Origin of the sequence: Flavobacterium sp. YJ01 (genome assembly GCF_029320955.1) — a bacterium.
Classification (GTDB): domain Bacteria; phylum Bacteroidota; class Bacteroidia; order Flavobacteriales; family Flavobacteriaceae; genus Flavobacterium.
In genome coordinates, this window is sequence record NZ_CP119757.1 from 3,998,668 (window position 1) to 4,019,925 (window position 21,258).

General features: G+C 33.8%; 16 protein-coding genes. 7 read left to right on the forward strand and 9 right to left on the reverse strand.

What is annotated here, in order from left to right:
- Window positions 1-82 precede the first annotated feature (82 nt).
- Window positions 83-2,293: a radical SAM protein gene (locus P0R33_RS17645; RefSeq protein ID WP_276172478.1), complete on the forward strand. Its 2,211-nt coding sequence runs from the start codon at window positions 83-85 to the stop codon at window positions 2,291-2,293.
- A gap of 1 nt (window position 2,294) precedes the next feature.
- Here P0R33_RS17645 and P0R33_RS17650 read toward each other — a convergent pair whose 3' ends face one another.
- The 3 genes from P0R33_RS17650 to P0R33_RS17660 form a co-directional block, all read right to left on the reverse strand.
- A complete protein-coding gene (locus P0R33_RS17650) occupies window positions 2,295-3,059 on the reverse strand; it encodes an MBL fold metallo-hydrolase (RefSeq protein ID WP_276172479.1) in 765 nt (254 codons plus the stop codon).
- A gap of 84 nt (window positions 3,060-3,143) precedes the next feature.
- On the reverse strand, window positions 3,144-3,830 hold the full coding sequence (locus P0R33_RS17655; RefSeq protein ID WP_276172480.1) for a response regulator transcription factor: 687 nt from the start codon (window positions 3,828-3,830) through the stop codon (window positions 3,144-3,146).
- Window positions 3,827-5,092 carry a HAMP domain-containing sensor histidine kinase gene (locus P0R33_RS17660; protein ID WP_276172481.1) on the reverse strand — a complete coding sequence of 422 codons (1,266 nt, stop codon included), beginning with the start codon at window positions 5,090-5,092 and terminating at the stop codon, window positions 3,827-3,829. The genes P0R33_RS17655 and P0R33_RS17660 overlap by 4 nt, the downstream gene beginning before the upstream one ends.
- A 164-nt stretch (window positions 5,093-5,256) precedes the next feature.
- Between P0R33_RS17660 and P0R33_RS17665 the strand changes: the two genes are divergently transcribed.
- On the forward strand, window positions 5,257-5,673 hold the full coding sequence (locus P0R33_RS17665; protein ID WP_276172482.1) for a DUF1573 domain-containing protein: 417 nt from the start codon (window positions 5,257-5,259) through the stop codon (window positions 5,671-5,673).
- A 125-nt stretch (window positions 5,674-5,798) separates the two neighbouring features.
- Window positions 5,799-7,379: a L,D-transpeptidase family protein gene (locus tag P0R33_RS17670; RefSeq protein ID WP_276172483.1), complete on the forward strand. Its 1,581-nt coding sequence runs from the start codon at window positions 5,799-5,801 to the stop codon at window positions 7,377-7,379.
- A 154-nt stretch (window positions 7,380-7,533) separates the two neighbouring features.
- Here the strand turns inward: P0R33_RS17670 and P0R33_RS17675 are convergent, their stop codons facing one another.
- The gene (locus tag P0R33_RS17675) at window positions 7,534-8,043 is read right to left on the reverse strand and encodes a C40 family peptidase (protein WP_276172484.1); all 510 of its coding nucleotides are present in this window, start codon (window positions 8,041-8,043) and stop codon (window positions 7,534-7,536) included.
- A gap of 218 nt (window positions 8,044-8,261) precedes the next feature.
- Between P0R33_RS17675 and P0R33_RS17680 the strand changes: the two genes are divergently transcribed.
- The 4 genes from P0R33_RS17680 to mgrA all read left to right on the forward strand — a co-directional run bounded on the left by P0R33_RS17680 (window position 8,262) and on the right by mgrA (window position 14,630).
- Complete coding sequence (locus P0R33_RS17680; protein WP_276172485.1) at window positions 8,262-9,362, forward strand: SGNH/GDSL hydrolase family protein; 1,101 nt, start codon at window positions 8,262-8,264, stop codon at window positions 9,360-9,362.
- Window positions 9,352-10,734, forward strand: coding sequence for a sialate O-acetylesterase (locus tag P0R33_RS17685; RefSeq protein WP_276172486.1), 1,383 nt, complete (start codon window positions 9,352-9,354; stop codon window positions 10,732-10,734). Before P0R33_RS17680 ends, P0R33_RS17685 begins: the two co-directional genes overlap by 11 nt.
- Before the next feature lie 340 nt (window positions 10,735-11,074).
- Window positions 11,075-13,372, forward strand: a complete 2,298-nt coding sequence (gene bglX / locus P0R33_RS17690; protein WP_276172487.1) for a beta-glucosidase BglX — start codon at window positions 11,075-11,077, stop codon at window positions 13,370-13,372.
- A gap of 301 nt (window positions 13,373-13,673) precedes the next feature.
- Window positions 13,674-14,630, forward strand: coding sequence for an L-glyceraldehyde 3-phosphate reductase (mgrA, locus tag P0R33_RS17695; RefSeq protein ID WP_276172488.1), 957 nt, complete (start codon window positions 13,674-13,676; stop codon window positions 14,628-14,630).
- A gap of 57 nt (window positions 14,631-14,687) precedes the next feature.
- On the opposite strand, the gene P0R33_RS17700 is transcribed toward mgrA, so the two are convergent.
- From P0R33_RS17700 to P0R33_RS17720, 5 genes are all read right to left on the reverse strand, one after another.
- Window positions 14,688-16,667, reverse strand: a complete 1,980-nt coding sequence (locus P0R33_RS17700) for a glycoside hydrolase family 97 protein (protein ID WP_276172489.1) — start codon at window positions 16,665-16,667, stop codon at window positions 14,688-14,690.
- A 134-nt stretch (window positions 16,668-16,801) separates the two neighbouring features.
- On the reverse strand, window positions 16,802-18,088 hold the full coding sequence (locus tag P0R33_RS17705) for a cellulase family glycosylhydrolase (RefSeq protein ID WP_276172490.1): 1,287 nt from the start codon (window positions 18,086-18,088) through the stop codon (window positions 16,802-16,804).
- 155 nt (window positions 18,089-18,243) lie between these two features.
- A complete protein-coding gene (locus P0R33_RS17710) occupies window positions 18,244-19,473 on the reverse strand; it encodes a glycosyl hydrolase (protein WP_276172491.1) in 1,230 nt (409 codons plus the stop codon).
- 6 nt (window positions 19,474-19,479) lie between these two features.
- Window positions 19,480-20,028: a carbohydrate binding domain-containing protein gene (locus tag P0R33_RS17715; RefSeq protein WP_276172492.1), complete on the reverse strand. Its 549-nt coding sequence runs from the start codon at window positions 20,026-20,028 to the stop codon at window positions 19,480-19,482.
- Window positions 20,029-20,063: 35 nt separating this feature from the next.
- Complete coding sequence (locus tag P0R33_RS17720) at window positions 20,064-21,254, reverse strand: AGE family epimerase/isomerase (RefSeq protein WP_276172493.1); 1,191 nt, start codon at window positions 21,252-21,254, stop codon at window positions 20,064-20,066.
- Window positions 21,255-21,258: the final 4 nt, after the last annotated feature.

Below are 21,258 nucleotides of genomic sequence, written 5' to 3' on the forward strand. Positions count from 1 at the left end.
TAAATGTTTACAATTTTAAATCAAAAAATGAAATGCTAAAAAGTCCCCAATAACCCGTATTTTTGCAAAAAAATAAATCCTTTTGAAAACGAAACTTTTTGTAATTACGCCTCCATTTACGCAACTGAATACACCGTATCCGGCAACGGCGTATATAAAAGGTTTTCTAAATACAAAAAATATCGAATCAGTTCAGGCAGATTTGGGTATTGATGTGATTTTAGAATTGTTTTCGAAAAAAGGATTACAGGATTTGTTTCAGGTTTCAGAGTTTCAGGTTTCAGGTTCTGATGTCACGGATAACTCTAAAAGAATTTTTGCTTTACAAGATGAATATATCAAAACTATTGATTCTGTAATTCAGTTTTTACAAGGAAAAAATCCAACTTTGGCATTACAGATTTGTCAAGAAGATTTTCTGCCAGAAGCTTCTCGTTTTGCGCAGTTAGAAGAACTCGATTGGGCTTTCGGAACAATGGGAACGCAGGACAAAGCAAAACATTTAGCTACTTTATATCTCGAAGACATTTCGGATTTTATTGTAGAATGTGTTGATGAAAACTTTGGTTTTAGCCGATATGCAGAACGTTTAGGACGAAGCGCCAATTCTTTTGATGAATTATATAATGAGCTTCAAAAAGAACCAACTTATATCGATTCGATTTTAATTTCGATTCTGAAAGCTAAAATTGAAGCCGTAAAACCAACTTTATTCTTAATTTCTGTTCCTTTTCCAGGAAATTTATATAGCGCATTCCGTTCCGCGCAATGGGTAAAACAAAATTATCCAGAAATTAAAATTTCAATGGGAGGCGGTTTTCCAAATACCGAATTGCGCTCCCTTTCTGATAAACGTGTTTTTGAGTTTTTCGATTTTATTACTTTAGATGATGGGGAAGTTCCAATTGAAGAACTTGTGGATAATTTGTCATCCCGAGCGGAGTCGAGGGACGAGAAGTTTTATAAAAGAACTTTTCTTTTAGAAAATGGAGAAGTAGTTTATAAAAACAATTCTTTAAAACACGATTACAAACAAGCTTATGTAGGAACGCCAGATTATTCAGATTTGCCTTTGGATAAATATATTTCGGTTATCGAAATTGTAAATCCGATGCACCGAATGTGGAGCGATGGACGCTGGAACAAACTCACAATGGCGCACGGCTGTTACTGGGGAAAATGTACTTTTTGTGATATTTCTTTAGATTATATAAAAGTTTACGAACCTGTTGCAGCAAGTCTTTTATGTGATAGAATCGAAGAATTAATAGAAAAAACAGGCCAAAACGGATTTCATTTTGTTGATGAAGCCGCTCCGCCTGCTTTAATGCGTGCTTTGGCTCTTGAAATTCTAAAAAGAAAACTCGCTGTAACTTGGTGGACAAATATTCGATTTGAAAAAAGCTTTTCTAAAGATTTATGTTTGTTACTAAAAGCTTCTGGTTGTATTGCCGTTTCTGGCGGTTTAGAAGTAGCTTCAGACCGATTGTTGAAATTAATTGACAAAGGCGTTACGGTAGAACAAGTCGCAAAAGTGACACGCAATTTTACCGAAGCAGGTATTATGGTTCATGCGTATTTAATGTACGGATATCCAACACAAACAATCCAAGAAACGGTTGATAGTTTAGAAATGGTTCGCCAATTGTTTGAAGCGGGAGTTTTACAATCTGGTTTTTGGCATCAATTTGCATTGACAGCACACAGTCCTGTTGGCTTATATCCAGAACAATTTGGCGTGACCAAAAAGACTGAAATAATTGGAACTTTTGCTAATAATGATATCGAATATACCGACGCAGCAGGAATAAATCATGATAAATTTAGCTTCGGATTAAAGAAATCACTTTTCAATTTCATGCACGGAATCTGTTTTGATTATGAATTACAGGATTGGTTCGATTTCAAAATCCCGAAAACAAAAATTCATCCCGATTTTATTTTCGATGCACTTCAGGAGCAAAACGATTTCAATACAAAACCAAATGCAAAAGTGGTTTGGCTTGGCGGAAAACCTTCGTCAGAGCTTTTTACAAAATCAAAAAAAGGAAGAAGTTGGGAAATGATGGCGCTAACTTTTCATGATAAAAAAGAAAGTTTTAATATCCAGATCAGCAAAGAAGAAGGCGAATGGCTAAATTCAATTTTATCAAAAATAACAGTTTCTGGTTCTAAAAATTATACTTTTCAGGAAGTTAAAAACGACTTCGAATCTGAATTAGAAGATTTCGAATTATTTTGGTATTCTAAACCAATAAATACGTTGCGTGAATTTGGATTATTAGTTTTATAATTTAATATTCCAAACATTCTCCATCATTCGGAATGGCAGTTTTACTCAAAAGCCCATGATCTGAAAGTGCAGTTCTTAATTGCAATCTCGTTGTCGGACAATGGTTTAAAGCTTCTAAATGATTTGCAATTACTTTTCCTGGCGCAAGAGTTACAAACTTCAAAATATCATCCATTCGCATTAATAATGGCTGGCCGAAATCTAATCTTGCTGTTCCGCACGCGACTGTAGAAATATCTGGCTTAAGTTGAGTTAGAACTTTTTCTACATGTTCTGTAAAAATAGTGTCAGAACTTATATAAATCGATTTTTCATTGGCCAATTCGATAAGAAATCCCATGACATTTCCCATTAATTTGGCAATAAAACCATAACCGTGAATGGCAGGAATTCCTGTTATTTTTCCGTCTAAAAATAATTGTGGTTGCCAATATTCTAGAGTTTGAATGACGCTTAAACCTCTTTGTACAAGCGCTTTTTCATCTTTAGAACTGCAAATTACAGGAATACTTTTTCTGCGTAAAAAAACCTCTCCCGCTTTATCAATATGATCGGGATGCAAATGCGTAATCAAGCAATGTGTTACTTTGCTTAATATTTCGCGACTGTTTTTAGGCAACGCTACAAGCGGATTTCTTTTGGGTTTATATCTGAAAATTGTAAAAGGCGGAATCGTTTTTCTTTTGCCTAACATTGGGTCAACTAAAATGACATGCTTTTCTGTTTCAATTACCAACGTGGCATTTCGCAAATGATGTAATTTCATATCGAAGAAAATTAGATATTAAAAATACAAAGTTTTCTAAAAACTGTTTACAGATTTTTCTTTATTTTTAACAGAATTGTTATTTTACCCAATAGAAAACCTAAAACCAATTCCATGCAGGTTTTCTATCGAAATTCCTTCTTCATTAGCTAAAATTTTACGCAAACGAGAAATAAAAACATCCAAACTTCTTCCCATAAAATAGTCGTCTGTTCCCCATAAAGAAGTTAAGATTTGCTCTCTTTTTAAAACTGAATTTTTATGATCTAGAAATAACTTTAATAATTCAGCTTCTCGTTGGGTTAAGCCGACTTTTTCTTCTTCATTAAAAAGAATAAAATTTTTGGTGTCAAACTGGTATTTTCCAACTTCATAAATAGTTTTTGCTGCCGGAATATTTTTTTGAGATCGTTTTAAGAAAATCTCAATTTTTAAAAGTAACTCTTCAATACTGAAAGGTTTTACCAAATAATCATCGGCACCTAAACGCAGACCTTTAATTCGATCTTCTTTTAATGTTTTTGCCGAAAGAAAAATAATCGGAACGTCAACATCAATTTTTCGAATGGCTTCTGCCAATTCAAAACCATCCATTTTTGGCATCATAATATCAAAAATGCAAATATCAAATTCTTCTTCCTCGAAAATTTTCAAAGCCGATTTTCCATCCGAACAATGAATAACTTCATAGTTATTTTGCTCCAAATTGTCTTTGGTTAGAAACGCTAAAGTTTCATCATCTTCGGCATAAAGTATTTTGAAATTTCTCATTTTTTATTTGGGATTGATAACGTAATGGTAACACCTTTTTCAGGATTATTTTCGGCTTTTATTTTCCAGTTCTGCAAATTGCAAATTTCTTTTACATAATATAAACCGAGACCAAATCCGTTGACTTCATTGCTTTTTTCGTTTTGAACTCTGTAAAACTTATCAAAGATAAAAGATATTTTTTTAGAAGTAATACCAATTCCGTTATCAATAAATTCAATTTTTAAACAATTATTTTCTTCTGTGAATTTAATGGTGATTTCGGGTTTTTCGTTGCAATATTTTACTGCGTTATCTAATAAATTATAGACCAAATTGGCAAAATGAAAGGCATCAGTTTCTAATAAATAATCGTTTGAAGAAGTTTCAATTTTAACTGAAGCTTCAGGATATTTCAATTTAATATTTGAAATCGCTTCTTCAATAATAGGAATAATCAAAATATTCTCCTTTTTCAATTCTAATGGCGTGTATTCTGATTTAGAAATATTTAGAATTTTCTCGATATGGCTATTCAATTTATTGCTCTGATTGATAATAATATCGGTATAAGTAAAAAGCTTTTTATCGTCTTTTATCGGACTTTGCTCAATTAAATATTTTGAAGCAATCAGAATAGAAGACAAAGGCGTTTTAAATTCATGCGTCATATTATTAATGAAGTCACGCTGTAATTCTGAATATTTTTTCTGCTGAAGCAATTTAAAAATTGAATAAACATAAATCAACAAAATTAGAATTAAAGCGGTCGAAAGGATAAACCAAAAACGCATCGAACTAAACAAATAAGTAGTTTCATTCGGAAAACGAACGGCAAAATAATAAACCAGATTTTTATGTTTCGGAAAATAAACGGTTTTCTTGCATTCTGCTTTTTTCTTAGAAAGCGAAATATAATCTCCATAGATCATTTCGTCGCTTTGACAATTGTACATTGCGTATTCGAAATCGGTCGTAATATTCATTTTTTTGAATTCCGTTTTTAGATAAAACTCTAAAATTTCGGGTTCAAATTCATTTTCAACATTTACGATATAATAATCGTTAGAAATTTTTTGAACAGGATTCTGAGCTGGTAGTTCATGGCTTGTTCCTTCGTATAATTTTTTAGCCACTTCCAATAAAGCAATGTGTGCCTTTTGGCTCAGTTTTTTTTGTTCTATAGTAAAAGCCTCTTTTGTCCAAAGCAACTGCGCTACCAAAATACTGATAATGGCTACTAATCCTAAGAGAATGATACTGTTGAGTTTATTAATTTTCAAGAATAAAGAATTTTGAGAGTGTAATATTAATCAATTTTAACCTAAAAATAAGTGGTTAACAAGTCATTAACAAACGTTTGAAACCAGTTAACAGCGATTTGTTTTTGTCTGAATTACCTTTGTAATATCAAGTTGAACTATAAACCATTTTAAATATATCTGTTATGAAAATGATCAAAATTTCGATGTTAGCTTTAGCTCTTGGCTTAATGTCTTTTTCGGCAATTGCTCCAGTAAAATCTTTAGTTTCAGAAACTGCAATTTCGGCAACTACAGCTTCTACAATTGTTTGGAAAGCAGAAACAATTGATGTTGGACAAATTCCGCAAGGAACTCCAAAAGCAATTGTTTACGAATTTAAAAATACTGGAAAAACAGCTGTTGTGATTACAAACGTGCAAGGATCTTGCGGATGTACTGCAACAGATTACACAAAAGAACCAGTTCAGCCAGGTAAATCTGCAAAAGTTACTGCAACTTACAATGCCGCCAACAAAGGTGCTTTTACAAAAACAGTTACTGTAACAACTAGTGCAGAAACTACACCAAAAATCCTTACGCTAAAAGGTACGGTTATTTAAGAAATTTTAATAGGTTGGTTATATGGCGAAAGCTCCATACAAGAAATTGTTTGGAGCTTTTTATTTGCAGTGATTCGATTTTTATTTAATAGAATTTTTTTTACTTTTAATAAAAATTCCTACTTATGAAAATTTGGTATACGCCCTTTATTGCAGTTGTTTTTTTAATGGTTTTTTCTTGTAATTCAAAAGCAGATAAAAAAGAAGAAAATTCGATAAAGAAAGTTGAAAAGATTCCAGAATTAAAGCTTACGATTGATACCATTCGTATTGCAAAATTTTACGAAAATTATCCAAAACTGGCTAAGTTTAAAACAGATGTAATTTCTTTATATCAAAAGAATAAATCGACACAATTGTGGCAAGATAATAAGGGAGTTGTCGAATTCGGAAACACTTTATTCAATCAATACAAAAATCTGGATCAGGAAGGATTAAAAGCCAATTATCCTTATAAAGAAGAATTAAATTCGGTTTTCGAAAACAATCCAACCAAAAAGTTATCTAAAGAAGATACCGACTTGCTGCTTTCAAATTTGTATTACTATTATGCCGAAAAAGTGTATGCCGGTTTTGATGAAAAAACAAGTATTTCGATGGAATGGCTTTTACCTCGAAAAAAGTTTAACTACCAAGTACTTTCTGATTCTATTTTTAAAAAATCAACCATTTTGGATGATAAGAAAAAAAAGATGTTCAGCCAATACTACAAACTTCGTGATGCTTTAAAAGAATATAGAGAAATTGAAAAAAATGGAGGTTGGAAAACTATTGAAGTTGGCGAAGATTATAAAGCTTTAAAAGTTGGAGATTCATCAAATGTTGTGGCTCAAATTAGAGAAAGGCTTTTTGTAACCAAAGACATTAAGGAAAATACTAAAAGTGCAATTTGTGATACGATTTTGATGAAAGCCATGAAAAACTACGAATTACGTCATGGTTATGCACCAAAAAATATCATTTTAAAAGAACATATTGTTGATTTGAATATTCCTGTTTCTGATCGAATAAAAACAATTATTGCAAACATGGAACGTTGCCGTTGGATTGATCCAGAATTAGAAAAAGGTCAAAAATACATTGAAGTCAACATTCCTGAATTTAAATTATATATCATTGAAGACGGTAAAATTGCTTTTACATCTGCAGTTGTTGTTGGAAAAGCAATGACAAAGACCGTAATTTTTAGCGGAATGATGAGTAATATTGTTTTTAGTCCGTATTGGAATGTGCCGCCGAGTATTATTAAATCGGAAATAAAACCCGGAATGGCTAGAGATAAAAACTATTTGCAAAAGAAAAATTTAGAATGGAATAACGGCGCAGTTCGTCAGCTTCCAGGAAAAAATAACTCTTTGGGATTGGTGAAGTTTTTGTTTCCGAATTCAAGCAATATTTATTTGCATGATACACCTTCAAAAAGTTTATTCGAAAGAGAAAGCCGAGCATTTAGCCACGGTTGCGTACGTGTTGCAAAACCAAGAGAATTGGCAATAGAATTACTAAAAGTCGATCCGCAATGGAATCCTGCTAGAATTGATAAAGCGATGCATGCCGGAAAAGAAAGTTGGTATACTTTGAAGAAAAAAGTTCCGGTTTACATCGGATATTTTACCGCTTGGGTTGACCGCGAAGGAAATCTGAATTTCTACAAAGACATTTACGGAAGAGATGAAAGTCTAATCAAATTATTGACTGAAGAATAAATCAGCATAAAAAAATAATTATAGCCACAGATTAAAGGATTAAAATGATTAAAAAAAATCTGTGTTAATCCTTTTAATCTGTGGCAAAAAATAATTAGTGAAAATTCGTGTAATTGCTTCGCCTGTTCGCTATCGCTCGGGTCGTGGCAAAGAACTATTTCGACAAAACATCAATACATTTATAAAAACGTTTTGTATAATGTTCTGTATCAAGCGCTGTAATCGTTACTTGTTGCGCTTTTCCTGAAGAAGCATGAATGAATTTTGACTTCATTCCGTTGGCTTCACAGATAATTCCAAGATGACCAATAATGGATCTATCTTTATATCCGTAAAAAACTAAAACATCACCCACTTTAAAATCTTCAGGTTTTAAGGGCATTCCTAAATTTTTATATCCGCTGGAACTTCTTGGCAAAGTCAATCCAAAATTGCTGAAAACATAACTTACAAATCCCGAACAATCAAAGCCTTTTTGCGGATTACTGCTTGCGTATTTATAAGGAGTTCCTAAATATTTCTTCGCAAAAACAATTATAGAATCACGATTTATTTCTTTCTGAATTTTAGTGTTTTGAACTACTATTTGTGGTTCTTTCTTTTTTACGGAGAAAGAAGAAAGTAAAACAACAGGTAATAAAAATAATAGTAGGCGTGATTTCATTTTTTTAGTCTTAAATATATATTCAAACGCTAAATATAAATTGTTATTTCATTTGAAAAAGAACAGAAACACCCTAAAAAGTACAAATAAGTATTTGTTAGGGTTTAAATGATGTGTTTATGTGGTGTTTTTTTATTGCTTTTTGACATTTTAGTATCTTTCTGTATAATTCATTTCAAATATATTTGTGAATCGTATTTATATTTAACAGATTAATTATGTTTCCCAAAAAAATAGCTCTTTTAATTTCGTTTTTGATGATTTCGCTCTTTTCGATTTCGCAAACTCAAAATTCAAGTAAAACTTTTTTATATCAAGGTCGAGTAGATCAACTTCAAAATGATCAGGTAATTTTAATTGGAACAGCTTCTTCGGTTGCTTTTAATTTTACAGGAAATGAATGTTCAATCTCACTTCAAAGTGTTGATTCTTATGAACATCATAATTATGTTCAGGTGGTTTTGGATGGAAAATATATTGGGAAAATTAGAATTGAAAAAGGAGCAGTTCAATCTTTTCCCATCAAAGTAACTTCAAACAAAAAAGAACATCATTTAGAAATTTATAAAAACACAGAGGCACAAAGCGGAAATGTTTTGTTTGCCGGAACAACCGCAAAACTAATTCCGATTTCATTTAAAAAGAAAAAGAAAATCGAATTTATTGGTGACTCCATTACTTGTGGCGCGGCGAGTGATCCATCTGATATTCCTTGTGATAAAGGAGAATATATGGATCATCATAACGGTTATTATGCTTATGGGCCAACAATTTCTCGAAAAATTGATGCAGATTATTTAATGAGTTGCGTTTCGGGAATCGGAATGTATAGAAATTGGAATGATGAGCATAAAGACGAAGCGATAATGCCAGATATTTATCAGAATTTGTATTTGACGAAAGATGCATCTAAACCAAAATATGATTTTGCTTTTCAGCCAGATATTATAAGTATCGCTTTAGGAACAAATGACTTTTCTGGCGGAGACGGAAAAAAAGAACGTTTGCCATTTAATGCTGAAAAGTATGTTTCGAATTATATCAATTTTATCAAAATGCTTTACGAGCATAATCCGAATGTGCAGATTGTTATTACAAACAGTCCAATGGTTGGCGGTGAAAGAGGAGTTGTTTTTGAAGATTGTCTAAATAAAGTTAAAAACGCTTTCGCGGAAGATAAAACGCATAAACCAATTCAGATTTTCAAATTTAAACCGATGACTCCAAACGGATGTTCTGGGCATCCAGATGTTGCAGATCACAAAGTTCTGGCAGATGAATATGGTCCATTTTTAAAGAAGTTGCTAAATGAAAAATAATATTTTTAAGTTTGTTTTCTTTCTATTGATTTCCAGTACTATGATGGCAAACGTTTCGCTTCCGAATATTTTTAGTGATAATATGGTTTTACAGCGCAACTCTGAAGTAAAAATTTGGGGCTGGGCAAATCCAAAAGAAGAAATTAAACTGGTTTCTGGCTGGAACAATCAGGAATATAAAACAATTGCCAATAATCAGGCGAAGTGGGAAATTACGATTAAAACTCCAGAAGCGGGAGGTCCTTTTACTATTTCGATAAAAGGATATAATGAAGTGGTTTTAAAAAACATTCTAATCGGAGAAGTCTGGCTTTGCTCTGGACAATCGAATATGGAAATGTCAGCAAGCTGGGGAATTGACGATGGAGAAGAAGAAGCTAAAAATGCCACAAATCCAAACATTCGATTTTTTACCGTTCCGAAATTGACAGCAGAAAATCCTCAGAATAATTTGTTGGGAAATTGGACTGAATCGACTCCAGAAACTATGAAATACTTTAGCGCAGTTGGTTACTTTTTTGCCAAACGTCTTCGCGAAGATTTAAAAAATGTTCCAATCGGATTAATTTCTTCCAACTGGGGCGGAACTCCAGCTGAAATCTGGATGCCAGCAGAAGTAGTAAATAATGATCCAGTTTTATTAGAAAATGCTAAAAAACTAAACGAACAAGAATACGGACCAAGACAACCTGGACGTGCGTACAATGCCATGATTTATCCAATTGTGGGATTTAAAATCGCAGGAACGCTTTGGTATCAAGGAGAATCGAATGTTGGTTCTTTGGTTTACGATAAAACTCTGGGAGCTTTAATTACTTCATGGAGAAAAGAATGGAAAGATGAATTTCCGTTTTATTATGTTCAGATTGCGCCTTTTAAAACAGGTTCTAATAATTTTTCGAATGTTACAGTTAGAGATTCGCAACGAAAATTATTGAAAGAAATTTCAAATACAGCAATGGTCGTAATCAGCGATATTTCGGATACAATTGATATTCATCCAAAAAATAAAAAATCGGTTGGAATTCGTTTGGCAAATTTGGCTTTGGCTGATACTTATAAAGTGAATACAAACTTGGTAAATAGTCCTCTTTTGAAAAGTTTTAAAATCGAGAAAAACAAACTTATAGTTTCTTTCGATTATGCTGAAGGATTGCATTTTAAAGATAAAAAATCGAATCAATTTGAAGTTGCGGGAACAGACGGAGTTTTTTATCCTGCCGAAGCTTCAATTAAAAATAGCGAAGTGATTTTGACAAGTAAAAAAGTTGTTAATCCAGCAAAAGTGAGGTTTGCGTGGGGAAATACAACACAGTCGGATTTGTTTAACAAAGCGAATTTGCCTGCTTCTTGTTTTACGAGTGAATTTTAGATTTTAGATTTTTATGCGGATTTTTTGTCATTCCGAGGAACGAGGAATCTCCATAAGAAACTCCGCAAACAAAATTACCAATCTTTGTCGAGCTACTCGTGGAGATTCCTCGTTCCTCGGAATGACAAAACGGTGCGTTGAAAAACAAGAAGTTAAAACGCTCTTTTGAAACCTTTCGCGTGAGGGATAAAAGTGGAAAGCCCACAGCCTGACGAAGGAAGTGCGAGGATTTGAAACGGATAGCCCGATTCGCCGCGGCGAAACCACACCCAAAAAGAAAACTTAGAAGCTCAGAACCTTAGCGTCTCAGCAACTTAAAAAAAAACTAACTAAACCACATATGAAAAATAAAAAAATACTAATTATTGGAGTTTTCGCTCTGTTTACTGTTGGAAATATGAATGCACAAAAAAAGCCGTATCTGGATAAAAATAAAGCTGTTGAACAACGTATTGATCTGCTTTTGCCGTTAATGACGCTGGAAGAAAAAGTAGGGCAAATGAATCAATATAATGGTTTTTGGGATGTTACGGGACCAGCACCAAAAGGTGGATCGGCAGAATTAAAATACGAACATTTAAGAAAAGGATTAGTCGGTTCTATGCTGACAGTGCGAGGTGTAAAAGAAGTTCGTGCCGTACAGAAAATTGCAGTTGAAGAAACTCGTTTGGGAATTCCGTTGATTATAGGTTTCGACGTAATACATGGTTATAAAACGTTAAGTCCGATTCCGTTGGCAGAAGCAGCGAGTTGGGATTTGGAAGCAATTAAGAAATCGGCGGCGATTGCGGCAGATGAGGCTTCGGCATCTGGTATAAATTGGACTTTTGGACCAAATGTCGACGTTGCAAATGATGCGCGTTGGGGACGTGTGATGGAAGGTGCAGGAGAAGATGCGTATTTGGGAAGTAAAGTTGGGTATGCCAGAGTAAAAGGTTTTCAGGGAGAAACTGTTGCAGATTTGGCTAAAGTAAATACGATTGCGGCTTGTGCAAAACACTTTGCGGCTTACGGTTATGTTGAAGCGGGTTTGGAATATAATATTGTAGATATAAGTAATTCTAAATTGTACAATTCGGTTTTGCCTCCTTTTAAAGCAACTGTCGATGCAGGAGTTCGTACGTTTATGAATTCGTTTAATACGTTGAACGGTGTCCCTGCAACTGGAAATGCCTTTTTACAAAGAGATATTTTAAAAGGAAAATGGAAATTTGACGGATTTGTAATTTCTGATTATGCTTCGATTCGTGAAATGATTGCACACGGTTATGCAAAAGACGAAGCAGATGCCACTGCAAAAGCTGTAATTGCAGGTTCTGATATGGATATGGAATCGTATTTGTATGTTGCAAAATTGGTTGATTTGGTAAAATCTGGAAAAGTAAAAGAAGCTTTGGTTGATGATGCTGTCCGCAGAATTTTGCGTGTGAAATTTGAATTGGGATTATTTGATGATCCGTACAGATATTGCGATGAAAAACGTGAGAAAGAAGTGGTTGGAAGTAAAGCTAACAACGATGGCGTTCTAGACATGGCAAAGAAATCGATCGTTTTATTAAAAAATGAAAAGAATTTGCTTCCGCTAAAGAAATCCGGACAGAAAATCGCTTTGATTGGAGCTTTGGCAAATGATAAAAATAGTCCGTTGGGAAGTTGGAGAATTGCAGCCTCTGATGATACTGCGGTTTCCGTTTTAGAAGGAATGCAAGAATATAAGAATAACCAATTGACTTTTGAAAAAGGTGTTGATTTATTAAAACAAAAAGCGACTTTCCTTACGGAAACGGTTTTCAATACAACAGATAAAAGCGGATTTGAAGCGGCAAAAACAGCTGCGAAAAATGCTGATGTTGTGGTAATGGTTTTAGGTGAATACGGTTTCCAAAGTGGTGAGGGAAGAAGTAGAACAGATCTTAACTTGCCTGGCTTACAACAGGAATTATTAGAAGAAATTTTTAAAGTAAATCAAAATGTTGTTTTGGTTTTAAATAACGGTCGTCCGTTAAGTATTCCGTGGGCAGCAGAAAATGTTCCGGCAATTGTAGAAGCTTGGCATTTAGGAACTCAGACAGGAAATGCGGTTGCGCAGGTTCTTTATGGAGATTATAATCCAAGCGGAAAATTGCCAATGTCGTTTCCTAGAAATGTTGGTCAAGTGCCAATTTATTACAACAAATACAGTACAGGAAGACCAGTTGACAGCGATAAAAATGTTTTTTGGTCGCATTATATGGATGTGGAGAAAACACCTCAGTTTCCGTTTGGTTTTGGTTTGAGTTATACTAAATTCGATTATAAAAACCTGAAAGTAAATAAAACTGCTTTCGCAAAAGGAGAAAAAGTTCAAGTGAGCGTTGAAGTTACAAATTCAGGAAATTATGATGGAAAAGAAGTAGTTCAGTTATACATTCATGATGAATTTGCAAGTATTGTTCGTCCGATAAAAGAATTAAAAGGCTTTGAATTGGTTAATCTGAAAAAAGGAGAAACCAAAACGGTAAACTTTACTTTAACGGATAAAGAACTTGGTTTTTATGATAATGAAGGAAATTATTTAGTAGAACCAGGAACTTTTAAAATCATGGTTGGAGGAAGTTCTGATAAAGGTTTGCAAAGTGGTTTTGAGATTAAAGACTAAAAGTTTTAATCTCGCAAAGTCGCAGAGTCGCAAAGTTTAGTTTTTAAAAATAAGATTGAATAGCGTCCAGCTTTAGCTGGATGAAAATATAAACACAATCGAAAGGGCTTTAGCCAAACCTACAAAGTTTGGCTAAAGCCCTTTCTTATTCAAATCTTATTTCCCTAGCTGAAGCTAGGGGCTATTCAAAAGAAACTTTGCGACTTTGCGTGATTAAAAAAAGCATAACTTTTAAATTAATATCTTTTGATATTTTTCTACCTTTAAAATCTATTAAAACTCCAACTTATAAATTAAAAAAATGAAATATAACAGATGCGGAAAAAGTGGACTGCTTCTTCCAGAAATTTCTTTAGGATTATGGCATAATTTCGGTTCAGTAGATAATTTTGAAAATGCCGAAAGTATCGCCATTGAGGCTTTTGATAAAGGAATTACACACTTTGATTTAGCGAATAATTATGGCCCAGTTCCTGGATCTGCAGAAGAAAATTTCGGTAAAATATTATGGCATAATTTTCAAGGAAATCTGCGTGATGAAATTGTTATTTCTACCAAAGCAGGTTACACCATGTGGAAAGGACCTTACGGAGATTGGGGTTCAAGAAAATATCTATTATCAAGTTTAGATCAGAGCTTAAAACGAATGAATGTTGATTACGTTGATATTTTTTATTCACACCGTCCAGATCCCGAAACGCCAATTGAAGAAACCATGATGGCTTTAGACCATGCTGTCAGAAGCGGAAAAGCGTTGTATGTTGGAATCAGTAATTATTCGGCAGAGCAGACGAAAGTTGCTGTTGATGTTTTAAAACAATTAGGAACTCCATGTTTAATTCATCAAGCAAAATATTCAATGCTGGAACGTTGGGTTGAAAATGGATTGTTAGATATTCTGGAGGAAAAAGGTGTAGGTTGTATCGCATTTTCGCCTTTGGCGCAAGGACTTTTAACGGATAAATATTTAAAAGGAATTCCAGAAAATTCCAGAGCGCATAATCCAGATGGGCATTTGAAAGAAGATGAGGTTACTGAAGAAAGAATTCAGAAATTAATTCAACTGAATGAAATTGCTCAAAATAGAAATCAATCTTTGGCGCAAATGGCTTTGGCTTGGCTGCAAAAAGACAAGCGAATTACCTCGGTTTTAATTGGAGCGAGTTCTGTAAAGCAATTGTGTAATAATATTGATTGTCTTCAAAATACTGAGTTTTCGCAGGATGAATTGAATGCGATTGAGAAGATATTAGCGTAAAATGTTATTTGTAAAATGTGAAATGATAAAAAGGAGAACTAATTTGTTCTCCTTTTCTTATTTAATAATAATCGCCAATCCGCCGCCGTTTGCTAAATGATATTTTAATTTCGTTGTCGAATCCACGGTGATAATCTCTTTTTTATAATCAGCTGCAGCTTTGTCGGCATTTAAACCATCTGAAAAAATTTCGGCTTGGAATTTTTTGCCTTTTTCAAGGAAAGAAAAATCAATTGTAATATCTCGTGAATCCCAGTTTGTTATTGAGCCTAAGTACCAAGTATTTCCTTTTCTTCTAGCGATAGAAACATATTTTCCAACTTCTCCATTTAGCGCAACAGTTTCATCAAAAGTGGTTGGGACTTTTGCGATAAAATCAGTACTTTCTTGTTCCTTCATAAAAGCAGTTGGACTGTCTGCCATCATTTGCAAAGGCGCTTCAAAAATCGTGTAAAGTGCTAATTGATGACATCTTGTTCCTTGACTCATTGGTGTCGAATGACTCGGTTTGAATTCGCTTTTTGTTGCATTTCGCATCGCGCCCGGCGTATAATCCATTGGACCAGCCATCATTCGTATAAAAGGAATTGTGGTATCGTAAAGCGGAACATCATCGTTTGGTGTCCATTTATTGTTTTCCAGACCTTTAACGCCTTCAAAATTTAAAATATTTGGAAAAGTTCGCTGAATTCCAGTTGGTTTGTACATACCGTGAAAATCAATGATCAATTTGTGATTGGCTGCTTTTTGAGCAATATCATAAACCGAATTCACCATTTTTGCATCGTCGCGATCAATAAAATCAACTTTAAAACCTTTTACTCCCAATTTTGCATAATTATCAAAAACGCCATCAATATTGTTATGTAAAGCCATCCATGAAGCCCACAAAATAATGCCAACGTTTCTCTCTTTCGCGTAAGCGATTAAAGCTTCCAAATCTACATTCGGATTGTGTTTCATAATGTCGGTTTCAACGCTCCAGCCTTCATCCAAAACCACATATTCGACTTTGTTTTTAGAAGCAAAATCAATATAATATTTATAAGTCTGTGTATTGATTCCGGCTTTAAAATCTATGTTGTAAATATTCCAGTCGTTCCACCAATCCCAAGCTACTTTTCCGGGTTTTATCCACGAAATGTCTTTTATTCTTGACGGTTCAGCTAATTTTTGAACCATATCATTATTAGCCAAATCAGCATCATTTTCAGCAATCACAATAGCTCTCCACGGAAAAGTTCGCGTTCCTTTTGTTTTTACTAAATAATCGGCTCTTTCGGTAATTAATTTGTTAAGGTAATTAAATCCGCCGTTGGTTTCTTGAGTTGGATATTTAGAAAAACGAGATTCAAAACCTGTTTTGGTTTTATTGTTTGTCACAAATAATCCTGGATAATCTTCTAAATCAGCTTCTAGAAAAACGGCTTTTTTATGGTTTTTATAATCAATTAAAAAAGGTAAAAAAGCTAAAGTGTCTTTAGAAAATTCGCTTATTTTTTTGTTTTCATAATGCGATTCGAATGAAGAAATAAATTGATCTTTCGGATTTCTTAAATCTCGAACATACGGCATCAAAGTATTGTAATCGTTATCGAAATTTAAAACCACTTCTTCATTTTTAACCCTAATATCTTTTTTCTTTTTGCTAATAAAACGATACGCAGCGCCGTCATCAAAAACACGATATTCGATACTGAAATCATTTTTAAAGTTTAAAACCAATTCATTGTAATTGTTTTTAACTGATTTTTTTTTGTACAAAGGCGTTTCAAAAGAACTATTTATTGTTTCTTTTTTTGAGTTTACAACAACTGGATTTTTTCCTAAAACAATATTTCCGTCTAATGTCAAAGACATTTCTGATGGTGATAAAATCAAATCGTTTTCATGCGAGATTGTCCAGCTGATTTTGTCAGTAACCGAAATCTTAACCTGAATTTTTCCATTTAGGGAATTCAACGTAAAATCTTGTTTTTTCTGAGCAAAAGAAAAGTTTACGAGTATAAAACAAAAAAGAATAAATGTATTTTTCATGTTGTGTTTTTTTATCAAATTCGATTTCGATTATTCTGTAGAGACGCACCGCAGTGCGTCTACGCAACGAATATTCACAATACGTTAGACGCATTGCAGTGCGTCTCTACAGAAAATGGGGATGAATACTATTCTTACTTTTTTAATTCTAAATTGTATTTTTTTACAATTTCTAATGTCGATTTATCACCATTAAAAACAGAATTCAACCCTTGCGGTTCTTGTGGAGGATCTGTAGTTAAAGGTTCTCCAGGATTCCATTTTCCGTCGGGATGAATTGCTTTTCCTTCGCCACCATAACCCCAGAAATTGGCTGCTTGCAAAGGACCACCATTTTTGTGACTTTCTACAACTCTGCTAAAAATGTAACTGTAAAATTTATCTCTGTAGATTGAAGGCGCTCCCGCATTTAAATTCTCATTTTCTCTCGGAAGTCCGAATTCTTCAATGATAATTGGTCTTTTCAGATTATTTGCCACTTTAATATGATCGTCAATATATTTTCCAGCGTTTTCTAAAGTTTTTGGCATTGTAGCTTCGGCATTATCTGCTTTAAACCAATTCCAGTTTTTAGGCCAGATGTGCATCGTCAAATAATCGATATTCGGATTTTTGTGCGTTCTTTCGAAGATTTCCATGCTGTCGTTTGAACTGTTTTTTCCTTCAGAACCAGTCGAAACCAAATGATTTTTGTCTAAACTATCAATTAAATCTACAATGTTATTGAGCCATTTTGTGAATTTCACTTCGTTTTCTGGCGTAAAAGTTCTTGGTTCATTTCCGACTTGCCACGCCATAATCGTGTTGTCTTCGTTGTATTTCTTCTTAGAATAAGCGTTTGTTCTTCCAATAATAAATTTTACATGCTTGTTTAAAGCTTCCATACAAGGTTCACAGCTATGAAATTGTTCCGTGTACGACATAAACTGGGGCCAAGTATTTGGTGGAATCGCAGGAACCGGAACAGGACCTTTGCCATTCCATTCTAAATATTGAGACATTCCGCCAGACCATTCCCAGTTATTGGTTAAATACAAAACGGCATACATTTTACGTTTGCTCATTTCGTTGATTAAAAAATCTAAACCATCCAGTAAATCTTCGTCGTATTTTCCTTGCTCATATTGCAATGCTGGACGAACGGTAAAATCGTATTTTCCACCGTCAGCACCAACAAGAATGCGTAAATTATCGATTCCGTTTTTCTGCATTAAATCCAATTCACGCAAAAGCCTTTTACGATCTCCTATTTTTTTTGAAGCTAGCATGCTTCCGTACCAATAATTGGTTCCGATATAAGCATAAGGTTTATCACCTTTGTAAAATTGATTTCCTTTTACCGTAATTTTTTCCTGCGCCTGAACAAAAAATGTCATAAAAACAAAGGCAATTGAAAGGGTTTTAAAAAGTCTGTTTTTCATAATTTATTTTTTAAGGAGCTAATCCCGCTATCCGTTACAATCTTTTGTGGCGAACCCCGCCACAAAAGGATTTCCACTTCTATCGGGGCTAGGGCTTTTCGTTATTTTAAGAAACTTTGATTTGAACTTGAAACTTGAAACCTGAAACAAAAAAACTATTTTGGCATTTCATACATTTTCGGCAGCGAATTCACCAAAGCCGATTTCGTTTTCAAACTATACGTTTTAAAATCTGCTGAATTTGAAACTGTTCCATTTGGTACATAATATCCATCTTTTGTATTATTCCAAAACATTACATAACTTATCTGAATGTCATTTTTGGTCAATGCGCTGTACATAAAAGTCGAAAACCAATCAGAAATAACTGGGGTTGTACTTGTAACTTGATATCCAGTTTCGGTTAAGGCGGCGATTTTTACTTTCGCTTTAGCGTAATCCGAAAGAATTTTTAATTTAGAATTTGCTTTGTCAGAACCGGTTTGCCCTTGATTATTGAAATCTCCATAATTATCCATTCCGATAATATCGACATATTTATCGCCTGGATAACGGCTTAAATAATTGGCATCTGTTGTGTATGAATTATCAGGAGAAAAAGCATATAAAATGTTATGAACGCCTTTTGTGTTTTTTAGATAATCAACCGTAAACTGATAAGCTTTTTTGTATTCATCTGGAGTACAAAAATCGGCTCCCCACCAAAACCAGCTTCCATCAAATTCATGAAAAGGTCTAAAAATTACGGGAATCAATTCGCCATTTGAACCTTTTAAATTCGAAATTACGCTGGCAACTTTATCCAATTTCTTTTTATACCATTCATTGTTTGATCCTCCTGGAAGTATACTTCTAAAAGCTGTCGATTTTTGTTCTGCCGTCATATCAGTGGCATAGAAAGAATCTTCATTATTAGGTTCTCTTAAATGCCAAGAAAAGGTATTGATTATTCCTTTCGCGTAAGCGGCTTTAACATCGGCAGTAATTTTTTGTTCTTGCTGATAAAACCAGTTATTAGATTGTCCATTATTATTTTTATCTGTTATAAACATAAAATCTGAACCTAAAACAGCAGGATCAAAACCTGTATTTTTTTTGATGTCGGAATCTCCGCCTGCATCTTGATAAAAACTATTAAATGCATCTTGCTGTCCAATTGCGGTTTTGGTTTTTGCGAGTCTTTTTAAATTATAAAAAAGTGCGACTGTTTCTTTTGTAGCGCTTGCATCAACCATATAAGAGGCGGCGTTTGAAGTCGTTAAAGGATCGTCTTGCATTGGCGGATCTACGATAATTTCGTCCGTAGCATCTTTGTCTGATGAACAGCTAGTTGCCATTACAACCGCTAAAGTCAGATATATTATTTTTACAAAATGTTTTTTCATTGTAGATTATTTTGCTTCAGGATTTAATTTTGCAAATTCTTCTGTTCCAAGCGCTATCATATTTACATCATCAAAAAAAACCGTCCCGTTTGTTTGTGCCAATGCAAGCATAATTCTAATTTTTTTTGCATTTGCAGGTATTTTTACAGCTTTTTTGTAGTTGGTCCAATCGGTAGTATTTTTAGCTGTTCCGATGGTTTCTGAGCTGATTTGTTTATCGGCCGCGTTGATAAATTCTATAATTATTGCTGCCGCTTTGTATTCTTCTTTTTGAGTTTCGACTTGATCGGTTTTCATCCAAGCGCTGCATTCTACAGCGTAACTGTTTTTCGGAATTAGAACTGTCTGATCTAAAGCTCTCCATTCTGCGCCAGTATACTGATTGATTAAGGCGCTGCTTCTTCCTGTTTTTTTATCATAAGATGAAATTGCAGCATTTTCTTGGCCAGTCCAATTAATCAAATCTCTTTCAAAGCCAGAGTTTTTGATTAGATTCATTTGAGCATTTGTTATTGTAGAAAAAAATAACAAACTAAAAAGTAAAAGCTGTTTCATGATAGTGATATTGTTAGGATTAAAACTTGCGTAGGTTAATCTTGAATTCGGGCAATAAGTTCCAAACAAGCTCGGCCATTGTGATATGGGCATTTCCAGAATCCGGCTTTATCTTTTTTCATTATAGAATAATCGCTGTAAACTCCCCAATACCATTCGCCGTTTTGCTGGTCAATCATGTATTTTTTTGTGAATTTCCAGATTTTATAAACGATATCCAAATATTCTTCTTTTCCAGTCAATTGATAAGCGTTGTAAAAACCAATTAAAGCTTCGGCTTGTGGCCACCAATGTTTTTCTGCAATTAATTCGTCTTTTTCAGGATCAAATTCATACCATAAACCGCCATCGTTATCTAAACCTTCTTTTGTAGCTTCGGCAATTTTAATAGCATGTTTTTTATAATTGGCAATCAAAGTTTCGTTTTCTGAAATTTCTGCGCATTGCTGCAAAAGCCAAGCCGCTTCGATATCATGACCGTATGAAATTACATCTGGTTTTTCTACCCAATTTTCGTCAAAAAACAAATGTAAATGTCCAGTTTCTGGATTGATAAAATGTTTTTCAATTGTTTCTAGTAATTCAATAATGTCTTTTAGTAGTTTTTCGTCTTTCCAAACTTTATACAAATTCACATAACCTTCAATAATATGAAGATGTGTATTCATGGTTTTCTTTTCGTTGGCATCTTTTGCGCTTAATCTCAAATCTTCAATGGGTTGCCAATCTCTGGTAAAAGCTTCAAAATATCCTTTATTTACTTTGTCGTAACTATGTTCTTGAATTTTTAGATATAGGTTTTTAGCAATTTCTAAAGCTTTTTCCTCTTTAGAAATCAGATAATATTCAGATAATCCGTAGATAGCAAATGCCAAAGCATAAATCTGATTTTTGGTGTCTTTTGGAGTTTTATCCTCATTAATACTCCAAAAAAGACCTCCAAATTGTGTGTCGTAAAAATTTGCAGCTAGATACTCAAATGCTCTTTTCGCCAGGTTTTTGTGGTTTTCGTTTTTTGTGGTTTGATAACTGGCAGAAAACGTCCAAAGAATTCGGGCATTTAATACCGAACCTTTTTCTGCATTGGCAATTTGATGATCATTAAAATCGATTTGCCCAACAAAACCGCCATTTTGATTGTCGACAGTTTGTTCCGACCAATAATTTAAAATGGAATTCAGTTCTGCGATTAACTCAGATTTTAAAAGCTTTCTTTGTAGTGACACGGTA

Coding starts and splice junctions, on each gene's coding strand:
- P0R33_RS17650 (WP_276172479.1), bottom strand. CDS start 3,059: ATGAAATTACATCATTTGCGAAATGCCACGTTGGTAATTGAAACAGAA.
- P0R33_RS17705 (WP_276172490.1), bottom strand. CDS start 18,088: ATGAAAAACAGACTTTTTAAAACCCTTTCAATTGCCTTTGTTTTTATG.
- P0R33_RS17655 (WP_276172480.1), bottom strand. CDS start 3,830: ATGAGAAATTTCAAAATACTTTATGCCGAAGATGATGAAACTTTAGCG.
- P0R33_RS17665 (WP_276172482.1), top strand. CDS start 5,257: ATGAAAATGATCAAAATTTCGATGTTAGCTTTAGCTCTTGGCTTAATG.
- bglX (WP_276172487.1), top strand. CDS start 11,075: ATGAAAAATAAAAAAATACTAATTATTGGAGTTTTCGCTCTGTTTACT.
- P0R33_RS17685 (WP_276172486.1), top strand. CDS start 9,352: ATGAAAAATAATATTTTTAAGTTTGTTTTCTTTCTATTGATTTCCAGT.
- P0R33_RS17710 (WP_276172491.1), bottom strand. CDS start 19,473: ATGAAAAAACATTTTGTAAAAATAATATATCTGACTTTAGCGGTTGTA.
- P0R33_RS17715 (WP_276172492.1), bottom strand. CDS start 20,028: ATGAAACAGCTTTTACTTTTTAGTTTGTTATTTTTTTCTACAATAACA.
- mgrA (WP_276172488.1), top strand. CDS start 13,674: ATGAAATATAACAGATGCGGAAAAAGTGGACTGCTTCTTCCAGAAATT.
- P0R33_RS17680 (WP_276172485.1), top strand. CDS start 8,262: ATGTTTCCCAAAAAAATAGCTCTTTTAATTTCGTTTTTGATGATTTCG.
- P0R33_RS17670 (WP_276172483.1), top strand. CDS start 5,799: ATGAAAATTTGGTATACGCCCTTTATTGCAGTTGTTTTTTTAATGGTT.
- P0R33_RS17675 (WP_276172484.1), bottom strand. CDS start 8,043: ATGAAATCACGCCTACTATTATTTTTATTACCTGTTGTTTTACTTTCT.
- P0R33_RS17700 (WP_276172489.1), bottom strand. CDS start 16,667: ATGAAAAATACATTTATTCTTTTTTGTTTTATACTCGTAAACTTTTCT.